This is a genomic window from Pseudomonas danubii (genome assembly GCF_042980055.1).
GTDB lineage: Bacteria > Pseudomonadota > Gammaproteobacteria > Pseudomonadales > Pseudomonadaceae > Aquipseudomonas > Aquipseudomonas danubii.
The window spans coordinates 514,614-530,902 of sequence record NZ_CP116502.1 but is presented as its reverse complement, the minus strand read 5'-3'; the positions used below and the strand labels follow the sequence as shown (position 1 = coordinate 530,902).

12 protein-coding genes, 2 tRNA genes and 2 rRNA genes are annotated in these 16,289 nt (G+C 56.1%); 8 read left to right on the top strand and 8 right to left on the bottom strand.

From position 1 onward, the window contains the following. The first annotated feature begins 72 nt into the window (after positions 1-72). Positions 73-495: an OsmC family protein gene (locus PFZ56_RS02580; protein WP_020295492.1), complete on the top strand. Its 423-nt coding sequence runs from the start codon at positions 73-75 to the stop codon at positions 493-495. Positions 496-570: 75 nt separating this feature from the next. Here PFZ56_RS02580 and coq7 read toward each other — a convergent pair whose 3' ends face one another. The 6 genes from coq7 to hemJ form a co-directional block, all read right to left on the bottom strand. Beyond that, positions 571-1,218: a 2-polyprenyl-3-methyl-6-methoxy-1,4-benzoquinone monooxygenase gene (coq7, locus tag PFZ56_RS02575; protein ID WP_011063796.1), complete on the bottom strand. Its 648-nt coding sequence runs from the start codon at positions 1,216-1,218 to the stop codon at positions 571-573. 126 nt (positions 1,219-1,344) lie between these two features. Then, positions 1,345-1,683, bottom strand: a complete 339-nt coding sequence (locus PFZ56_RS02570) for a histidine triad nucleotide-binding protein (protein ID WP_011063795.1) — start codon at positions 1,681-1,683, stop codon at positions 1,345-1,347. 70 nt (positions 1,684-1,753) lie between these two features. Then, a complete protein-coding gene (locus tag PFZ56_RS02565) occupies positions 1,754-2,542 on the bottom strand; it encodes an SDR family oxidoreductase (protein WP_170002852.1) in 789 nt (262 codons plus the stop codon). 61 nt (positions 2,543-2,603) lie between these two features. Beyond that, on the bottom strand, positions 2,604-3,518 hold the full coding sequence (locus PFZ56_RS02560; protein ID WP_170002850.1) for a DUF805 domain-containing protein: 915 nt from the start codon (positions 3,516-3,518) through the stop codon (positions 2,604-2,606). Positions 3,519-3,613: 95 nt separating this feature from the next. Continuing rightward, complete coding sequence (locus PFZ56_RS02555) at positions 3,614-4,582, bottom strand: nitronate monooxygenase family protein (protein ID WP_102881025.1); 969 nt, start codon at positions 4,580-4,582, stop codon at positions 3,614-3,616. 33 nt (positions 4,583-4,615) lie between these two features. After that, on the bottom strand, positions 4,616-5,047 hold the full coding sequence (hemJ, locus tag PFZ56_RS02550; protein WP_102881024.1) for a protoporphyrinogen oxidase HemJ: 432 nt from the start codon (positions 5,045-5,047) through the stop codon (positions 4,616-4,618). A gap of 135 nt (positions 5,048-5,182) precedes the next feature. Between hemJ and argC the strand changes: the two genes are divergently transcribed. Then, complete coding sequence (gene argC / locus PFZ56_RS02545; RefSeq protein WP_102881023.1) at positions 5,183-6,217, top strand: N-acetyl-gamma-glutamyl-phosphate reductase; 1,035 nt, start codon at positions 5,183-5,185, stop codon at positions 6,215-6,217. A 169-nt stretch (positions 6,218-6,386) separates the two neighbouring features. Continuing rightward, positions 6,387-6,737 (top strand): iron-sulfur cluster insertion protein ErpA, encoded by a 351-nt coding sequence (gene erpA / locus PFZ56_RS02540; RefSeq protein ID WP_011063789.1) that lies wholly within the window; start codon positions 6,387-6,389, stop codon positions 6,735-6,737. A gap of 71 nt (positions 6,738-6,808) precedes the next feature. Here the strand turns inward: erpA and PFZ56_RS02535 are convergent, their stop codons facing one another. Then, a complete protein-coding gene (locus PFZ56_RS02535) occupies positions 6,809-7,900 on the bottom strand; it encodes an anhydro-N-acetylmuramic acid kinase (protein WP_170002849.1) in 1,092 nt (363 codons plus the stop codon). Between the two features lie 3 nt (positions 7,901-7,903). Next, positions 7,904-9,325 (bottom strand): peptidoglycan DD-metalloendopeptidase family protein, encoded by a 1,422-nt coding sequence (locus PFZ56_RS02530; protein WP_102881021.1) that lies wholly within the window; start codon positions 9,323-9,325, stop codon positions 7,904-7,906. Between the two features lie 209 nt (positions 9,326-9,534). Here PFZ56_RS02530 and tyrS point away from each other — a divergent pair, with 209 nt between their 5' ends. The 5 genes from tyrS (at position 9,535) to PFZ56_RS02505 (ending at position 16,224) form a co-directional block, all read left to right on the top strand. Further along, complete coding sequence (gene tyrS / locus PFZ56_RS02525) at positions 9,535-10,734, top strand: tyrosine--tRNA ligase (protein ID WP_102861892.1); 1,200 nt, start codon at positions 9,535-9,537, stop codon at positions 10,732-10,734. Between the two features lie 552 nt (positions 10,735-11,286). Next, a 16S ribosomal RNA gene (locus PFZ56_RS02520) occupies positions 11,287-12,825 on the top strand. Positions 12,826-12,948: 123 nt separating this feature from the next. After that, positions 12,949-13,025 (top strand) — tRNA-Ile (locus tag PFZ56_RS02515). A 10-nt stretch (positions 13,026-13,035) separates the two neighbouring features. Beyond that, positions 13,036-13,111: transfer RNA gene (locus PFZ56_RS02510), tRNA-Ala, on the top strand. A 221-nt stretch (positions 13,112-13,332) separates the two neighbouring features. Further along, a 23S ribosomal RNA gene (locus PFZ56_RS02505) occupies positions 13,333-16,224 on the top strand. The 16S and 23S rRNA genes sit together here with 2 tRNA genes alongside, the layout of an rRNA operon. Positions 16,225-16,289 lie beyond the last annotated feature (65 nt).

Genomic DNA, 16,289 nt, shown 5'->3' with positions numbered 1-16,289 from the left:
ACATGCAAAGCGCAGCCCGTGCAAAACCCTGTGCTAAGCTGGCGACCCTTTTTTTACAGTGGAGTCTTGGCGATGAAGGCACGCATCCAATGGGCTGGCGAAGCCATGTTCCTCGGTGAGTCAGGCAGTGGCCACGTTGTGGTGATGGACGGTCCGCCAGAAGCCGGTGGACGCAACCTGGGTGTTCGCCCCATGGAGATGCTCCTGCTCGGTGTGGGCGGTTGCAGCAATTTCGACGTGGTCAGCATCCTGAAGAAGTCGCGTCAGGCGGTTGAAAGCTGTGAGGCCTTTCTTGAAGCCGAGCGTGCAACCGAGGACCCGAAGGTCTTCACCAAGATTCACATGCATTTCGTGGTCAAGGGGCGTGGGCTGAAGGAGGCTCAGGTCAAGCGGGCCATCGAACTGTCCGCCGAGAAGTATTGCTCGGCTTCGATCATGCTCGGGGCTGCTGGCGTGGCCATTACCCACGATTACGAAATCGTCGAGTTGGGTTGAGCCGGGACGCAGTTCGTCGGTAAAGGAAAAGGGCGCCTCAAGAGCGCCCTTTTTTGTGTTCGGTACTGGCCGGGATCAGATCCGATAGGTGCTCTTGGTCATGACCTTGGCCAACAGGCTCATGCCGAACTTCACCGGTGCCGGGAAGCGGAAGCCGCCCGCTTCGAGAGCGGTTTCTGCGTGGTGCTCTTCGTCGATGCGCATCTGCTCCAGGATGGCCCGGGACTTTTCGTCTTCTGCCGGTAGTTGTTCCAGGTGTTCGTTCAGGTGCTTGCAGACCTGGTCTTCGGTGGCGGCGACGAACCCCAGGCTGACTTTGTCGCTGATCAGGCCGGCGGCGGCGCCGATGCCGAATGACAGGCCATAGAACAACGGGTTGAGAACACTCGGGTGGCTACCCAGTTGGCGGATGCGCTGTTCGCACCAGGCCAGGTGGTCGATTTCCTCTTCGGCGGCATGCTCCATGGCCTGGCGTACCTGGGGCAGTTTGGCGGTCAGGGCCTGGCCCTGGTAGAGCGCCTGGGCGCAGACTTCCCCGGTGTGATTGATACGCATCAGGCCGGCGACGTGCCGGGTATCCTCGTCACTCATCTGCGCTTCCGGCTGCACTATGGCCGGTGACGGGCGATAAGGTTGGCCGCTGAAAGGCAGCAGCGTACGCATGGCCATATCAGCTTGCAGCAGCAGACGGTCAATCGGCGAGTAGTGACGTTGGGTAGTCATGCTTATCTCCGGGAAGAATCACGGCGGCCAGTTTACTCCAATCGACAGGGTGAAAACTGCGCTGGATCAGCGCACCCTCGCCTGGGAGTGGGCGAGGGTGCGCGGTACACGAGTGTTGGCGGGCAATCAGCCCGGAGGCCAGTTCATCTGACGCTGACCCAGCACGTGCATATGAATGTGGTAGACGGTCTGACCGCCCAGCTCATTGCAGTTCATCACCACCCGGAAGCCGTCCTCGCAACCTTGTTCCTTGGCCAGGCGCTGGGCGGTGAACAGGATGTGTCCGGCCAGGGTTTTGTCGTCCTCGGTGAGGTCGTTGAGGGTGCGAATGGGCTTCTTCGGTATGACCAGGAAGTGCACCGGTGCTTGCGGAGCAATATCGTGGAAGGCCAGAACCTGGTCGTCCTCGTAGATGATCTTCGCGGGTATTTCTCTGTTGATGATCTTGGTGAACAGAGTATCCACAGCTGTTTCTCCATTGGGTTGGTCCGGGGTGAGTGTACTCAGGCTCACAATGTGCGCCCAGTCCGAACATCTAACGTGGGCAATAGGCCCGATTGAAGTAACCGACGATCTTGCGGGTCAGCCAGCGAGAGCCCAGGCGGCTGCTGAAGGCCATCCAGCGGTTCAAGCGGCCGGGGATGATGATGGCACGGTTCTTTTCCAGGGCCCGCACTGCGTACAACGCGACTTCTTCGGGGCTCATGAGCAACTTACTGTCCTTGAGCTTCTGAGTGTCCATCTGGGCGGTGCGGAAGAATGCGGTGCGGGTGGGGCCGGGGCACAGCACCGAGACCTTGACCGCGCATTTTTTCAGCTCTTCGCGCAGCCCTTCGGAAAAGTGCAGAACATAGGCCTTGCTGGCGTAGTAGGTACTCATCCAGGGGCCGGGATAGAAGGCCGCTACCGAGGCGACGTTGAGTATCTGTCCTCCACCCAGCAGGGCCATGCTGTTGCCCAAGGCGTGGCAAAGGCGGGTCAGCGCAAGGATGTTGACCTCGATCAGGTCTTGTTCGGTCATCCAGTCCTGGGCCAGGAAAGGGCCGCTGGTACCGATCCCGGCACAATTGACCAGCATGTCGATCTGGCGGTCGCCTTCCTCCAGTTCCAGCAGGAAGCCGGACAGTCGCAGAGGCTCTCCCAGATCGCAGGCCCGGAACAATACTTCGACGCCGAAGCGTTGGGTCAGCTCCAGGGCGATGCATTCCAGCTGATCACGCTGGCGGGCCACGAGAATCAGGTTGCGGCCACGCCGGGCCAGTGCTTCGGCAAGGGCCAGGCCTATGCCGCTGGAAGCACCAGTGATCAGAGCGTAACGGGTCATGCATTTCTCCATCGCAACGGCCAGCGGCCTGCGACAGGAAGGGTCGCAGGCTGGGGCGCGTTTATTCTTGCTCGGATTCTACAGGGGCGGCGATGTCCGCTGGTTCAGCATCTTCATCGGCGCTGCTGGAATCGATGGTTTCGCTGTAGCTGGTGTCGCTGTAGCTGTCTTCCAGGGAACTCAGGCCACCGGCCACCACACCCACGATCAGGACGGCGATCAAGACTACCCACATCCAGGACAGGACCTTGACGGCGGTGGTGTTGGGCGGAGGTGGCGCGCCGTAGCGGTTGGCCACGTTGCTGCCCGGGCTGACCATCAGCACCAGCGGGAACACGCTGCCGACGATAGGGACGAAGTTCAGCAGCCACAGCCAGCCCGACCAGCCGAGGTCGTGCAGGCGCTGCACGCTGATCTGGATGCTGACGACGATGAAGCCGATGAAGACCACTACCCCACCAGTAATCCCCAGGACAGTGAGCAGTGTGGAGTTGAACATTGCGGCGGACAGGATGCCGAAGAAGGCGCCCACACCGATCACTGCCAGCATGGCCACCGTCAGGACCAGGGTCCAGGCCAGATAGCGCAGGCGACCGATGCGGCCTTCGAAACTGAAGACATTGAGTGTGGCGTATTGGGGGAGGGCATCTCCCACCGCCGCTTGCGGGGGCGCATAGGGCGAAGCGCTGATGCTGGCGGCCGTGGGCGTGGGGGTTACTGCATCGAGGTTCAGCTGCAACGAGGGCTCGGATTCGATGCGGGCATCGATCCCGGTGTTCTTCAACGCTTCCAGGTAGCGCTGGGCATCGGCCTGGGTCAGGTCGCGCTTGAGTTCCACCTGTTGGCCACTGAACAGGCGTTCCACGGCAGCGACATCGCTTTTGAACAGTTCGGCCAGGTTCAGTTGGGCGGTGGATTTTTCCACGCCGGGCAGCAATGTGCCGTCGAAAACAATCTTGTAGCGGGTCTCGCTCATGGGGGCATCCCTGTCGCTTGAAAAGAAGGCTTACATAAAAGGCCGACAGTTTAAGGCCAGTGCCCCCCGGCTGGCCAAAAAACAATGAGAACTGGTTAGCGTGGCCAGCGTTTTATGAGTTGCGTCGAGCGTTCCTGAGCGGCCTGGTACTCGCTGTCCAGGCGGGCAATCAGTTGATCGACGCTGGGCAGGTCGTTGATCTCACCGACGCCCTGGCCGGCAGACCACACGGTTTTCCAGGCCTTGGCTTCGTCGCTGATGGGTTTGAGCTTGGAGCCGAAATTGACTTCGCCTTTACCTTGCAGGGCTGCCAGGTCGAAACCGGCGTTTTCCAGGCTCTGGCGCATGAAGCTGGCAGGGACCCCGGAGACGGCGGCAGTGTGCACGATATCCGCAGCGCGAGAGTTGAGCAGCATCTCTTTATAGGCGTCCGGTGCATGGCTTTCGGTGGTGCCGATAAAACGGGTGCCCAGATAGGCCAGGTCGGCGCCCAGCAGCTGTGCGGCGAGAATCTCGTGACCGCGGTTCAGGCAGCCGGCCAGCAACAGGGTCTTGTCGAAGAACTGGCGAATCTCGGCAATAAGGGAGAACGGGCTCCAGGTTCCGGCATGTCCGCCAGCCCCTGCCGCTACAGCGATCAGTCCGTCGACTCCGGCCTCTGCAGCTTTCTCCGCATGCCGGCGGGTGGTCACGTCATGGAATACCAGCCCGCCATAGCTGTGTACGGCGTCTACCACTTCCTTGACTGCGCCCAGGCTGGTGATGACGATCGGCACCTGGTGTTCGATGCAGATCTGTAAATCCGCCTGCAGACGCGGGTTGCTGTTGTGCACGATCAGGTTCACCGCGTAGGGGGCAGGGTTCTCCAATTTGGCCAACCCTGCTTCGATCTCCTCTAGCCAGGCCTTGAAGCCACTGCTCTCACGCTGGTTGAGGGCGGGGAAGCTGCCTACCACGCCATTGCGACAGCAGGCCAGAACCAGTTCAGGGTTGGAGATCAGGAACATTGGCGCCGCCACCAGAGGCAGGCGCAGGCGTTGTTCGAGCAGAGCGGGCAGTGACATTGGAGTACCCCCAGGGGAAGCGACTAGTAAGAGTTAGAACGGCCGTACAACGACCAAAATTACAATAGCCAGCAATATCAGGACCGGTACTTCATTGAACCAGCGATAAAAGACATGGCTGCGGGTGTTTTCGCCACGGGCAAAACGTTTCACTTGAGCGCCGCACATGTGGTGGTACCCGATCAGGATCACCACCAGGGTCAGTTTGGCGTGCATCCAGCCACCCTGGCCGAAGTAGGCGCTGGGATTGAGGCTGATCAACCAGATGCCAAAGATCAGCGCGGCGATCATTGCCGGCCCCATGATGAAGCGATACAGCTTGCGCTCCATGAGGCAGAAGCGCTCACGGCTGACGCTGTCTTCGCTTTGAGCGTGATAGACGAACAGGCGCGGCAGGTAGAAAAGGCCGGCAAACCAGCAGACCACACTGACGATATGAAAGGCTTTGAGCCATAGATAGAGCATTTTTAGTTATTCCCAGGTTCACGGTGACGAAGATAGTAGAGGGTAGAGCGGCCGCACGTCACCTTGACGGTTGTCGCAGGGGCGCGCCCCCCCTATTATCGGCAGCTTTCCAGTGGGTTCGTTGAGGGCAGGTTTATGGTCAAGGTCGGTATTGTCGGCGGCACGGGTTACACCGGTGTCGAACTGCTGCGTCTGTTGGCACAGCATCCGCAGGCGCGAGTGGAAGTCATCACTTCGCGATCCGAGGCGGGCCTGGCCGTAGCCGACATGTACCCGAACCTGCGCGGTCACTATGACGGCCTGGCTTTCAGCGTGCCGGATATCAAGACGCTGGGTGCCTGTGATGTGGTGTTCTTCGCAACGCCCCACGGTGTAGCCCATGCACTGGCCGGCGAGTTGCTGGCGGCTGGGACCAAGGTCATCGATTTGTCGGCGGACTTCCGTCTGCAGGATGCCGATGAGTGGGCCAAATGGTACGGCCAGCCCCACGGCGCACCTGAGCTGCTGGATGAGGCGGTCTACGGACTACCGGAAGTCAACCGTGAGCAAATAAAGAAGGCTCGTCTGATTGCCGTTCCCGGGTGCTATCCAACGGCCACCCAGCTGGGCTTCCTGCCATTGCTGGAGGCCGGTCTTGCCGACACTACGCAGTTGATCGCTGATTGCAAGTCCGGTGTCAGTGGAGCAGGCCGTGGTGCCAGCGTCGGTTCGCTGTACTCGGAAACCTCTGAGAGCATGAAGGCCTATGCGGTCAAAGGGCATCGTCACTTGCCGGAAATACGCCAGGGTCTGCGTCGGGCGGCAGGCAAGGACGTCGGCCTGACCTTTGTGCCGCATCTGACGCCAATGATTCGCGGCATTCACTCGACGCTCTACGCGACCGTGGTGGACCGCTCGGTTGATCTGCAAGCGCTGTTTGAGAAGCGTTATGCCAACGAGCCTTTCGTTGATGTGATGCCGGCGGGCAGTCATCCTGAGACTCGCAGTGTGCGTGGTGCCAACGTATGTCGGATTGCCGTGCACCGGCCACAGGATGGTGATCTGGTGGTGGTGCTGTCGGTCATCGACAATCTGGTCAAGGGAGCTTCCGGCCAGGCGGTGCAAAACCTCAACATTCTGTTCGGCTTGGACGAGCGCCTGGGGCTGTCCCACGCTGGCATGCTGCCTTAAGGTCGGTTTAGAGGTGAACAGAAAGGCCCGTCTGACGGGCCTTTCTGCGTTCTGCGGGCAACTGGACGACTATTGATATACCGTAACAATAGTTGACCGCTTTTCTGGGAGAAGCGGATAATGCGCGTCATTACGCAGTATGGCGGCTTAACGCCGGGAGATAGTCAGCATGAGCGTTGAATCCTTCACCCCCACGGCTTTGCAATTCACTCAAGGTGCAGCGCACAAGGTGAAGACCCTGGTCGACGAAGAGGGTAATGATCGCTTGAAGCTGCGCGTATTCGTTACGGGCGGCGGTTGTTCGGGGTTCCAGTACGGTTTCACTTTCGATGAGGAAGTGGCCGAGGACGACACCATCGTCGAGCGCGAAGGCGTAAGCCTGGTGGTCGACCCGATGAGTTTCCAGTACCTGGCCGGTGCTGAAGTGGACTACCAGGAAGGTCTGGAAGGTTCGCGGTTCGTGATCAAGAACCCCAATGCCACCACTACCTGTGGTTGCGGGTCCTCGTTCTCGATCTGATCAGTCGGCAAAAGCCAGATAGCAAAACGCCGCAGTGCCTAACGACTCTGCGGCGTTTTGCTATCTGGCGTTCAAGCCGGGTAGATAGCGCCCAGTACACGCGGGCCGCGGGCGCCTGTGACGCTGGGCCGGTTGGCGGCGATGCCTTCCAGGCAGCAATGGGCCAGCCAGGCGAAGGCCATGGCTTCTACCCAGTCGGGGTCCACGCCATAAACGGCGGTGCTGTTGACTTGTGTCCCGGGTAGTAGCGCGCTGAGGCGCCGCATCAATGTGCCGTTATGGGCACCGCCGCCACAAACCAAAAGCTCCTGGGTGCCGACTTGTGCAGCCTGCAGCGAGTCGACGATGGTCAGCGCTGTCAGTTCCAGCAGGGTGGCCTGTACATTTTCTGCGGGGATGGCGGGGTGCTGGGCCAGATGCTGATTCAGCCACTGGAGGTTGAATACCTCGCGCCCCGTGCTCTTGGGGCCTTGAGTGGCGAAGAATGGATCGCTGAGCAGGGTCTTCAGAAGGGCCTGGTCAAGCTGGCCGCTGGCCGCCCATTGGCCGTTGCGGTCGAAGGTTTCAGCCCGTTGAGTCTGTATCCATGCATCGAGCAGCACGTTGCCAGGGCCGCAATCAAAGCCTGCGACCGGTTTGGCGGTTTCGATCAGGCTCAGGTTGCTGAAGCCACCGACGTTCAGAACGGCACGCTTTCCGGAGCGCTGCTCGAACAGAGCTTCGTGGAAGGCGGGGACCAGAGGGGCGCCTTGGCCGCCGGCAGCCACGTCGCGACTGCGGAAGTCGCTGATAACGGTGATACCGGTGAGTTCTGTGAGCAATGCTGGGTTGCCGATCTGCACGGTAAATCCGCGGCTTGGCTCATGGCGCACGGTCTGCCCGTGGCTGCCTATGGCGCGAATGTCTTGAGCCTGGAGTTGTTGTTGCTGCAGAAGGCTGTGGATGCCCTGGGCAGCCAGCTTGACCCAGTGTTGCTGGGCCATGGCGGAACGGGCGATCTCGTCAGGGCCGCTGGCGCACAAACTCAGGAGTTCGGCGCGCAGGGTCTCTGGCATGGGGATGTAGTGGGTAGCGATCAATCTGATCGCCGGGCTCTGCTCGATCAGGGCAATGTCCAGGCCGTCGAGGCTGGTTCCGGACATTACTCCTATGTAGAACGCCATGGCTCAGCGCTTGCTCGAGGCCAGCATGGTGGCCTTTTCCTGGTCCATCCGAGCCATAAGAGGCTGGCTCTGTTGGAGGAAGCGAGCTCGCTCGGCCTTGGCAATAGGGTCAGCCATCGGCAGTTTCTGGCCCAGTGGGTCTACGTGGACGCCGTTGACCTGGAACTCGTAGTGCAAGTGAGGGCCGGTAGAGAGGCCTGTGGTACCGATATACCCAATGACCTGACCCTGTTTCACCGAGCCGCCGGTCTTGACGCCCTTGGCAAAGCCTTGCATGTGGCCATACAGGGTCCTGTAGGTGTTGCCGTGCTGAATGATCACGGTGTTGCCGTAACCACCGCGGCGGCCTGCCAGCAGAACCTTTCCGTCACCGGCAGCCTTGATCGGCGTGCCTCGTGGGGCGGCGTAGTCGACGCCCTTGTGAGCGCGGATCTTGTTCAGAATTGGGTGTTTACGGCCCATTGAGAAGCGCGAGCTGATACGGGCAAAGTCCACTGGCGTACGGATGAACGCTTTGCGCATGCTATTGCCGTCGGCGGTGTAGTAGCTGCTGGAACCCTGTTTGTTGGTGTAGCGCACGGCGGTGTAGGTCTTGCCGCGATTGGTGAAGCGTGCGGAAAGGATATTGCCGGTACCGACCACTTTGCCGTTGGCTACTTTCTGTTCGTAGATGACGTCAAACTCGTCACCCTGGCGAATATCCTGCGCGAAGTCGATGTCGTAGCCGAAAATGTTGGCCATATCCATGGTCAGGCTATGAGACAGGCCGGCACGTGCCGCGGACTGTGAAAGCGAACTATTGATGACTCCATGCACATAAGCCGAGCGGACTACTGGTTTAGTGATCACTCGGTTGAAGGTAAAGCCTTTGGGGCCCTTGGTCAGAGTGATGGTTTCCAGATCACTGACTTTACTGTGCAGGTTGCTCAGTTGGCCGTCTTGAGTCAGTTCGAACTCAAGCTTTTGGCCGTGTTTTAGCTGGGAAAACTGCTTCGCTTGCTTGTCGCTTGCCAGGACTTCGTGAACAGATGTAGCTGGCAGGCCAACCTTCTCGAAGAGTGTGGACAAGGTATCGCCCTTGGCCACTATCACTTCTCTATGGCCTGGGGCTTTTTGCTCTTCCGTGACAGCGGTTGTTGGTGCAGCTTCAGCAGTCTCCGGGGGGGCTTCGGCGGTGTTGTCGATCTGTGCGAAAGGAGAGGCGACGCTTTCGCTTGTGGCTTGTTCGACGGAGGCGGCGTCTTGATCTTGTGTCAGCTGCTCGACCGGACTTTCCAGGTCAAGGCTTAGTGTCGTTTTTTTGGCTTCTACATCACTGGAAGGGAATACCAGTAGTGCCAGGCTTAGAAGGGCTGCGATGCCACTTGCGGCGAGCAGGTGGCTCTTCGGATAAAGCGGTGGCGCTTTAGACGGTTCGGTGGTCATAGGTAATTTGACTTTGAAAAGATGAAATGGAAAAGATGAATGACATGATGAAGATGAAATAACTGTATAAAATATAACCAAATCATCTGTGACGCAAGCTCGCGGACGCTCTGCTGCGTGAATGCCCCCGTACGCCGGGCAAAACTTGTAATTAGTCCGTGATCTTGTATGGTTGGTTCCCTTTTGAATCTGAGCCTTGCGGGTCTGTTATGAAGTCGGTTGAAGAGCAGCTAGCGCTGATCAAACGTGGTGCGGAAGAGTTGTTGGTCGAGTCCGAGTTGATCGAGAAGCTCAAGCGCGGCGAGCCGCTGCGTATTAAGGCTGGCTTCGATCCGACGGCTCCGGATCTGCATCTCGGCCATACCGTGCTTATTAATAAGCTGCGTCAGTTCCAGGATCTTGGTCACCAGGTGATCTTCCTGATTGGCGACTTCACCGGGATGATCGGTGATCCGAGTGGCAAAAGCGCTACTCGTCCGCCACTGACTCGCGAGCAGGTTCTGGATAATGCAGAGACCTATAAGAGCCAGGTTTTCAAGATTCTTGATCCTGCTAAGACTGAGGTCGCATTCAACTCTACTTGGATGGACAAGATGGGGCCGGCGGATTTCATCCGTCTGACTTCCCAGTACACCGTTGCGCGCATGCTTGAGCGGGATGACTTCGACAAGCGCTATTCGACCAATCAGCCGATTGCCATTCACGAGTTCTTGTATCCGCTGGTGCAGGGCTATGACTCGGTCGCTCTGCGTGCTGATGTCGAGTTGGGTGGTACCGATCAGAAGTTCAACCTGTTGATGGGGCGCGAGCTGCAGCGTGGTTATGGTCAAGAGGCTCAGTGCATTTTGACTATGCCTCTGCTTGAGGGGTTGGATGGCGTTAAGAAGATGTCCAAGTCCTTGGGTAACTATGTAGGCATTCAGGAAGCTCCAGGGGTTATGTATGGCAAGCTGGTCTCTATTCCTGATGCGCTGATGTGGCGTTACTTCGAGCTGCTTAGCTTTCGCTCGATGGATGAGATCAATGCATTCAAAGCTGATGTTGAAGCGGGCGCCAACCCGCGTGATATCAAGATCAAGCTGGCAGAGGAGATCGTTGCGCGCTTCCATGGTGACGAGGCGGCCGCAAATGCCCATCGTGGCGCGGGCAACCGTATGAAGGATGGCGAGCTGCCGGAGGATCTGCCGGAAGTTGAGTTGGTCGCTGCTGAAGATATGCCGATTGCAGCTGTCCTTAATAAGGCTGGGCTTGTGAAGAACGCGGCAGTGGCACGGGATCTTCTTGGTTCGGGTGGTGTGCGGGTAGGGGGGGAGGTTGTTGATCGTTCCTTTATATGTGCGGTGGGTTCGACCTACGTGTGTCAGGCCGGCAAGAAGGCATTTGCACGTATTACGCTTAAATCTGAATAAAATCGAAAATAAGTGTTGACGGCAGATTCTACAGGTCTATAATTCGCCCCACTTCCGGCGCAGTCGAAACGGAAAACTCCTTGAGATTCAACGAGTTACGCGGTTTTCGGCAGCGGTTACGCTTCAGTTCATCGAAGCCAGAAGCAGTTGGTAAGGCAGTGTGTTTTCGCCTTATTAACGATTCGATCCTCTCGGTCGAAAGCGGTTAAAAAGAGGTGTTGACAGCAGCGTGTAACGCTGTAGAATTCGCCTCCCGCTAACGAGAGATCGGAAGCGCAAGTGGTTGAAGTTAAAAAGGAAACTTTGAAAACTTCTTAAAAAAATCACTTGACAGCAAATGAGGCTGCTGTAGAATGCGCGCCTCGGTTGAGACGAAAGATCTTAACCAACCGCTCTTTAACAACTGAATCAAGCAATTCGTGTGGGTGCTTGTGGAGTCAGACTGATAGTCAAAAAGATTATCAGCATCACAAGTTACTCCGCGAGAAATCAAAGATGTAACCAACGATTGCTGAGCCAAGTTTAGGGTTTTCTCAAAACCCAAAGATGTTTGAACTGAAGAGTTTGATCATGGCTCAGATTGAACGCTGGCGGCAGGCCTAACACATGCAAGTCGAGCGGCAGCACGGGTACTTGTACCTGGTGGCGAGCGGCGGACGGGTGAGTAATGCCTAGGAATCTGCCTAGTAGTGGGGGATAACGTCCGGAAACGGGCGCTAATACCGCATACGTCCTACGGGAGAAAGTGGGGGATCTTCGGACCTCACGCTATTAGATGAGCCTAGGTCGGATTAGCTAGTTGGTGAGGTAATGGCTCACCAAGGCGACGATCCGTAACTGGTCTGAGAGGATGATCAGTCACACTGGAACTGAGACACGGTCCAGACTCCTACGGGAGGCAGCAGTGGGGAATATTGGACAATGGGCGAAAGCCTGATCCAGCCATGCCGCGTGTGTGAAGAAGGTCTTCGGATTGTAAAGCACTTTAAGTTGGGAGGAAGGGCAGTTACCTAATACGTGATTGTTTTGACGTTACCGACAGAATAAGCACCGGCTAACTCTGTGCCAGCAGCCGCGGTAATACAGAGGGTGCAAGCGTTAATCGGAATTACTGGGCGTAAAGCGCGCGTAGGTGGTTTGTTAAGTTGGATGTGAAAGCCCCGGGCTCAACCTGGGAACTGCATCCAAAACTGGCAAGCTAGAGTATGGTAGAGGGTGGTGGAATTTCCTGTGTAGCGGTGAAATGCGTAGATATAGGAAGGAACACCAGTGGCGAAGGCGACCACCTGGACTGATACTGACACTGAGGTGCGAAAGCGTGGGGAGCAAACAGGATTAGATACCCTGGTAGTCCACGCCGTAAACGATGTCAACTAGCCGTTGGGAGCCTTGAGCTCTTAGTGGCGCAGCTAACGCATTAAGTTGACCGCCTGGGGAGTACGGCCGCAAGGTTAAAACTCAAATGAATTGACGGGGGCCCGCACAAGCGGTGGAGCATGTGGTTTAATTCGAAGCAACGCGAAGAACCTTACCAGGCCTTGACATCCAATGAACTTTCTAGAGATAGATTGGTGCCTTCGGGAACATTGAGACAGGTGCTGCATGGCTGTCGTCAGCTCGTGTCGTGAGATGTTGGGTTAAGTCCCGTAACGAGCGCAACCCTTGTCCTTAGTTACCAGCACGTTATGGTGGGCACTCTAAGGAGACTGCCGGTGACAAACCGGAGGAAGGTGGGGATGACGTCAAGTCATCATGGCCCTTACGGCCTGGGCTACACACGTGCTACAATGGTCGGTACAAAGGGTTGCCAAGCCGCGAGGTGGAGCTAATCCCATAAAACCGATCGTAGTCCGGATCGCAGTCTGCAACTCGACTGCGTGAAGTCGGAATCGCTAGTAATCGCGAATCAGAATGTCGCGGTGAATACGTTCCCGGGCCTTGTACACACCGCCCGTCACACCATGGGAGTGGGTTGCACCAGAAGTAGCTAGTCTAACCTTCGGGAGGACGGTTACCACGGTGTGATTCATGACTGGGGTGAAGTCGTAACAAGGTAGCCGTAGGGGAACCTGCGGCTGGATCACCTCCTTAATCGACGACATCAGCTGCTTCATAAGCTCCCACACGAATTGCTTGATTCATTGAAGAAGACGATAGAAGCAGCTTTAAGCTCCAAGCTGATAGCTCCAAGCTAACAGTTACAAGCTCGAAATTGGGTCTGTAGCTCAGTTGGTTAGAGCGCACCCCTGATAAGGGTGAGGTCGGCAGTTCGAATCTGCCCAGACCCACCAATTTTGTTATGGGGCCATAGCTCAGCTGGGAGAGCGCCTGCCTTGCACGCAGGAGGTCAGCGGTTCGATCCCGCTTGGCTCCACCATAAACTGCTTCTGAAAGCTTAGAAATGAGCATTCTGCTTGAATGTTGATTTCTAGTCTTTTGATTAGATCGTTCTTTAAAAATTTGGGTATGTGATAGAAAGATAGACTGAACGTTACTTTCACTGGTAACGGATCAGGCTAAGGTAAAATTTGTGAGTTAAATTGCAAATTTTCGGCGAATGTCGTCTTCATAGTATAACCAGATTGCTTGGGGTTATATGGTCAAGTGAAGAAGCGCATACGGTGGATGCCTTGGCAGTCAGAGGCGATGAAAGACGTGGTAGCCTGCGATAAGCTTCGGGGAGTCGGCAAACAGACTTTGATCCGGAGATCTCTGAATGGGGGAACCCAGCCATCATAAGATGGTTATCTTGTACTGAATACATAGGTGCAAGAGGCGAACCAGGGGAACTGAAACATCTAAGTACCCTGAGGAAAAGAAATCAACCGAGATTCCCTTAGTAGTGGCGAGCGAACGGGGACTAGCCCTTAAGTGGCTTTGAGATTAGCGGAACGCTCTGGAAAGTGCGGCCATAGTGGGTGATAGCCCTGTACGCGAAAATCTCTTAGTCATGAAATCGAGTAGGACGGGGCACGAGAAACCTTGTCTGAATATGGGGGGACCATCCTCCAAGGCTAAATACTACTGACTGACCGATAGTGAACTAGTACCGTGAGGGAAAGGCGAAAAGAACCCCGGAGAGGGGAGTGAAATAGATCCTGAAACCGTATGCGTACAAGCAGTGGGAGCAGACTTTGTTCTGTGACTGCGTACCTTTTGTATAATGGGTCAGCGACTTATTTTCAGTGGCGAGCTTAACCGAATAGGGGAGGCGTAGCGAAAGCGAGTCTTAATAGGGCGTCTAGTCGCTGGGAATAGACCCGAAACCGGGCGATCTATCCATGGGCAGGTTGAAGGTTAGGTAACACTGACTGGAGGACCGAACCGACTACCGTTGAAAAGTTAGCGGATGACCTGTGGATCGGAGTGAAAGGCTAATCAAGCTCGGAGATAGCTGGTTCTCCTCGAAAGCTATTTAGGTAGCGCCTCATGTATCACTGTAGGGGGTAGAGCACTGTTTCGGCTAGGGGGTCATCCCGACTTACCAAACCGATGCAAACTCCGAATACCTACAAGTGCCGAGCATGGGAGACACACGGCGGGTGCTAACGTCCGTCGTGAAAAGGGAAACAACCCAGACCGTCAGCTAAGGTCCCAAAGTTATGGTTAAGTGGGAAACGATGTGGGAAGGCTTAGACAGCTAGGAGGTTGGCTTAGAAGCAGCCACCCTTTAAAGAAAGCGTAATAGCTCACTAGTCGAGTCGGCCTGCGCGGAAGATGTAACGGGGCTCAAACCATACACCGAAGCTACGGGTATCACGTAAGTGATGCGGTAGAGGAGCGTTCTGTAAGCCTGTGAAGGTGAGTTGAGAAGCTTGCTGGAGGTATCAGAAGTGCGAATGCTGACATGAGTAACGACAATGGGTGTGAAAAACACCCACGCCGAAAGACCAAGGTTTCCTGCGCAACGTTAATCGACGCAGGGTTAGTCGGTCCCTAAGGCGAGGCTGAAAAGCGTAGTCGATGGAAAACAGGTTAATATTCCTGTACTTCTAGTTATTGCGATGGAGGGACGGAGAAGGCTAGGCCAGCTTGGCGTTGGTTGTCCAAGTTTAAGGTGGTAGGCTGGAATCTTAGGTAAATCCGGGGTTCTAAGGCCGAGAGCTGATGACGAGTTACCTTTTAGGTGACGAAGTGGTTGATGCCATGCTTCCAAGAAAAGCTTCTAAGCTTCAGATAACTAGGAACCGTACCCCAAACCGACACAGGTGGTTGGGTAGAGAATACCAAGGCGCTTGAGAGAACTCGGGTGAAGGAACTAGGCAAAATGGCACCGTAACTTCGGGAGAAGGTGCGCCGGTGAGGGTGAAGGACTTGCTCCGTAAGCTCATGCCGGTCGAAGATACCAGGCCGCTGCGACTGTTTATTAAAAACACAGCACTCTGCAAACACGAAAGTGGACGTATAGGGTGTGACGCCTGCCCGGTGCCGGAAGGTTAATTGATGGGGTTAGCTAACGCGAAGCTCTTGATCGAAGCCCCGGTAAACGGCGGCCGTAACTATAACGGTCCTAAGGTAGCGAAATTCCTTGTCGGGTAAGTTCCGACCTGCACGAATGGCGTAACGATGGCGGCGCTGTCTCCACCCGAGACTCAGTGAAATTGAAATCGCTGTGAAGATGCAGTGTATCCGCGGCTAGACGGAAAGACCCCGTGAACCTTTACTATAGCTTTGCACTGGACTTTGAATTTGCTTGTGTAGGATAGGTGGGAGGCTTTGAAGCGTGAACGCCAGTTTGCGTGGAGCCATCCTTGAAATACCACCCTGGCAACTTTGAGGTTCTAACTCAGGTCCGTTATCCGGATCGAGGACAGTGTATGGTGGGTAGTTTGACTGGGGCGGTCTCCTCCTAAAGAGTAACGGAGGAGTACGAAGGTGCGCTCAGACCGGTCGGAAATCGGTCGTAGAGTATAAAGGCAAAAGCGCGCTTGACTGCGAGACAGACACGTCGAGCAGGTACGAAAGTAGGTCTTAGTGATCCGGTGGTTCTGTATGGAAGGGCCATCGCTCAACGGATAAAAGGTACTCCGGGGATAACAGGCTGATACCGCCCAAGAGTTCATATCGACGGCGGTGTTTGGCACCTCGATGTCGGCTCATCACATCCTGGGGCTGAAGCCGGTCCCAAGGGTATGGCTGTTCGCCATTTAAAGTGGTACGCGAGCTGGGTTTAGAACGTCGTGAGACAGTTCGGTCCCTATCTGCCGTGGACGTTTGAGATTTGAGAGGGGCTGCTCCTAGTACGAGAGGACCGGAGTGGACGAACCTCTGGTGTTCCGGTTGTCACGCCAGTGGCATTGCCGGGTAGCTATGTTCGGAAAAGATAACCGCTGAAAGCATCTAAGCGGGAAACTTGCCTCAAGATGAGATCTCACTGGGATCTTGAATCCCCTAAAGGGCCGTCGAAGACTACGACGTTGATAGGTTGGGTGTGTAAGCGCTGTGAGGCGTTGAGCTAACCAATACTAATTGCCCGTGAGGCTTGACCATATAACACCCAAGCAATTTGCTTAAGAAGCGAGTTGCGGTGTGTGAAGACGCTACGAACCGAAAGT

Excerpts from the sequence above, each read along its gene's own strand:
- PFZ56_RS02580 (WP_020295492.1), top strand. The coding sequence starts at position 73 with ATGAAGGCACGCATCCAATGGGCTGGCGAAGCCATGTTCCTCGGTGAG.
- coq7 (WP_011063796.1), bottom strand. The coding sequence starts at position 1,218 with ATGACTACCCAACGTCACTACTCGCCGATTGACCGTCTGCTGCTGCAA.
- PFZ56_RS02565 (WP_170002852.1), bottom strand. The coding sequence starts at position 2,542 with ATGACCCGTTACGCTCTGATCACTGGTGCTTCCAGCGGCATAGGCCTG.
- PFZ56_RS02560 (WP_170002850.1), bottom strand. The coding sequence starts at position 3,518 with ATGAGCGAGACCCGCTACAAGATTGTTTTCGACGGCACATTGCTGCCC.
- PFZ56_RS02555 (WP_102881025.1), bottom strand. The coding sequence starts at position 4,582 with ATGTCACTGCCCGCTCTGCTCGAACAACGCCTGCGCCTGCCTCTGGTG.
- hemJ (WP_102881024.1), bottom strand. The coding sequence starts at position 5,047 with ATGCTCTATCTATGGCTCAAAGCCTTTCATATCGTCAGTGTGGTCTGC.
- argC (WP_102881023.1), top strand. The coding sequence starts at position 5,183 with ATGGTCAAGGTCGGTATTGTCGGCGGCACGGGTTACACCGGTGTCGAA.
- erpA (WP_011063789.1), top strand. The coding sequence starts at position 6,387 with ATGAGCGTTGAATCCTTCACCCCCACGGCTTTGCAATTCACTCAAGGT.
- PFZ56_RS02535 (WP_170002849.1), bottom strand. The coding sequence starts at position 7,900 with ATGGCGTTCTACATAGGAGTAATGTCCGGAACCAGCCTCGACGGCCTG.
- PFZ56_RS02530 (WP_102881021.1), bottom strand. The coding sequence starts at position 9,325 with ATGACCACCGAACCGTCTAAAGCGCCACCGCTTTATCCGAAGAGCCAC.
- tyrS (WP_102861892.1), top strand. The coding sequence starts at position 9,535 with ATGAAGTCGGTTGAAGAGCAGCTAGCGCTGATCAAACGTGGTGCGGAA.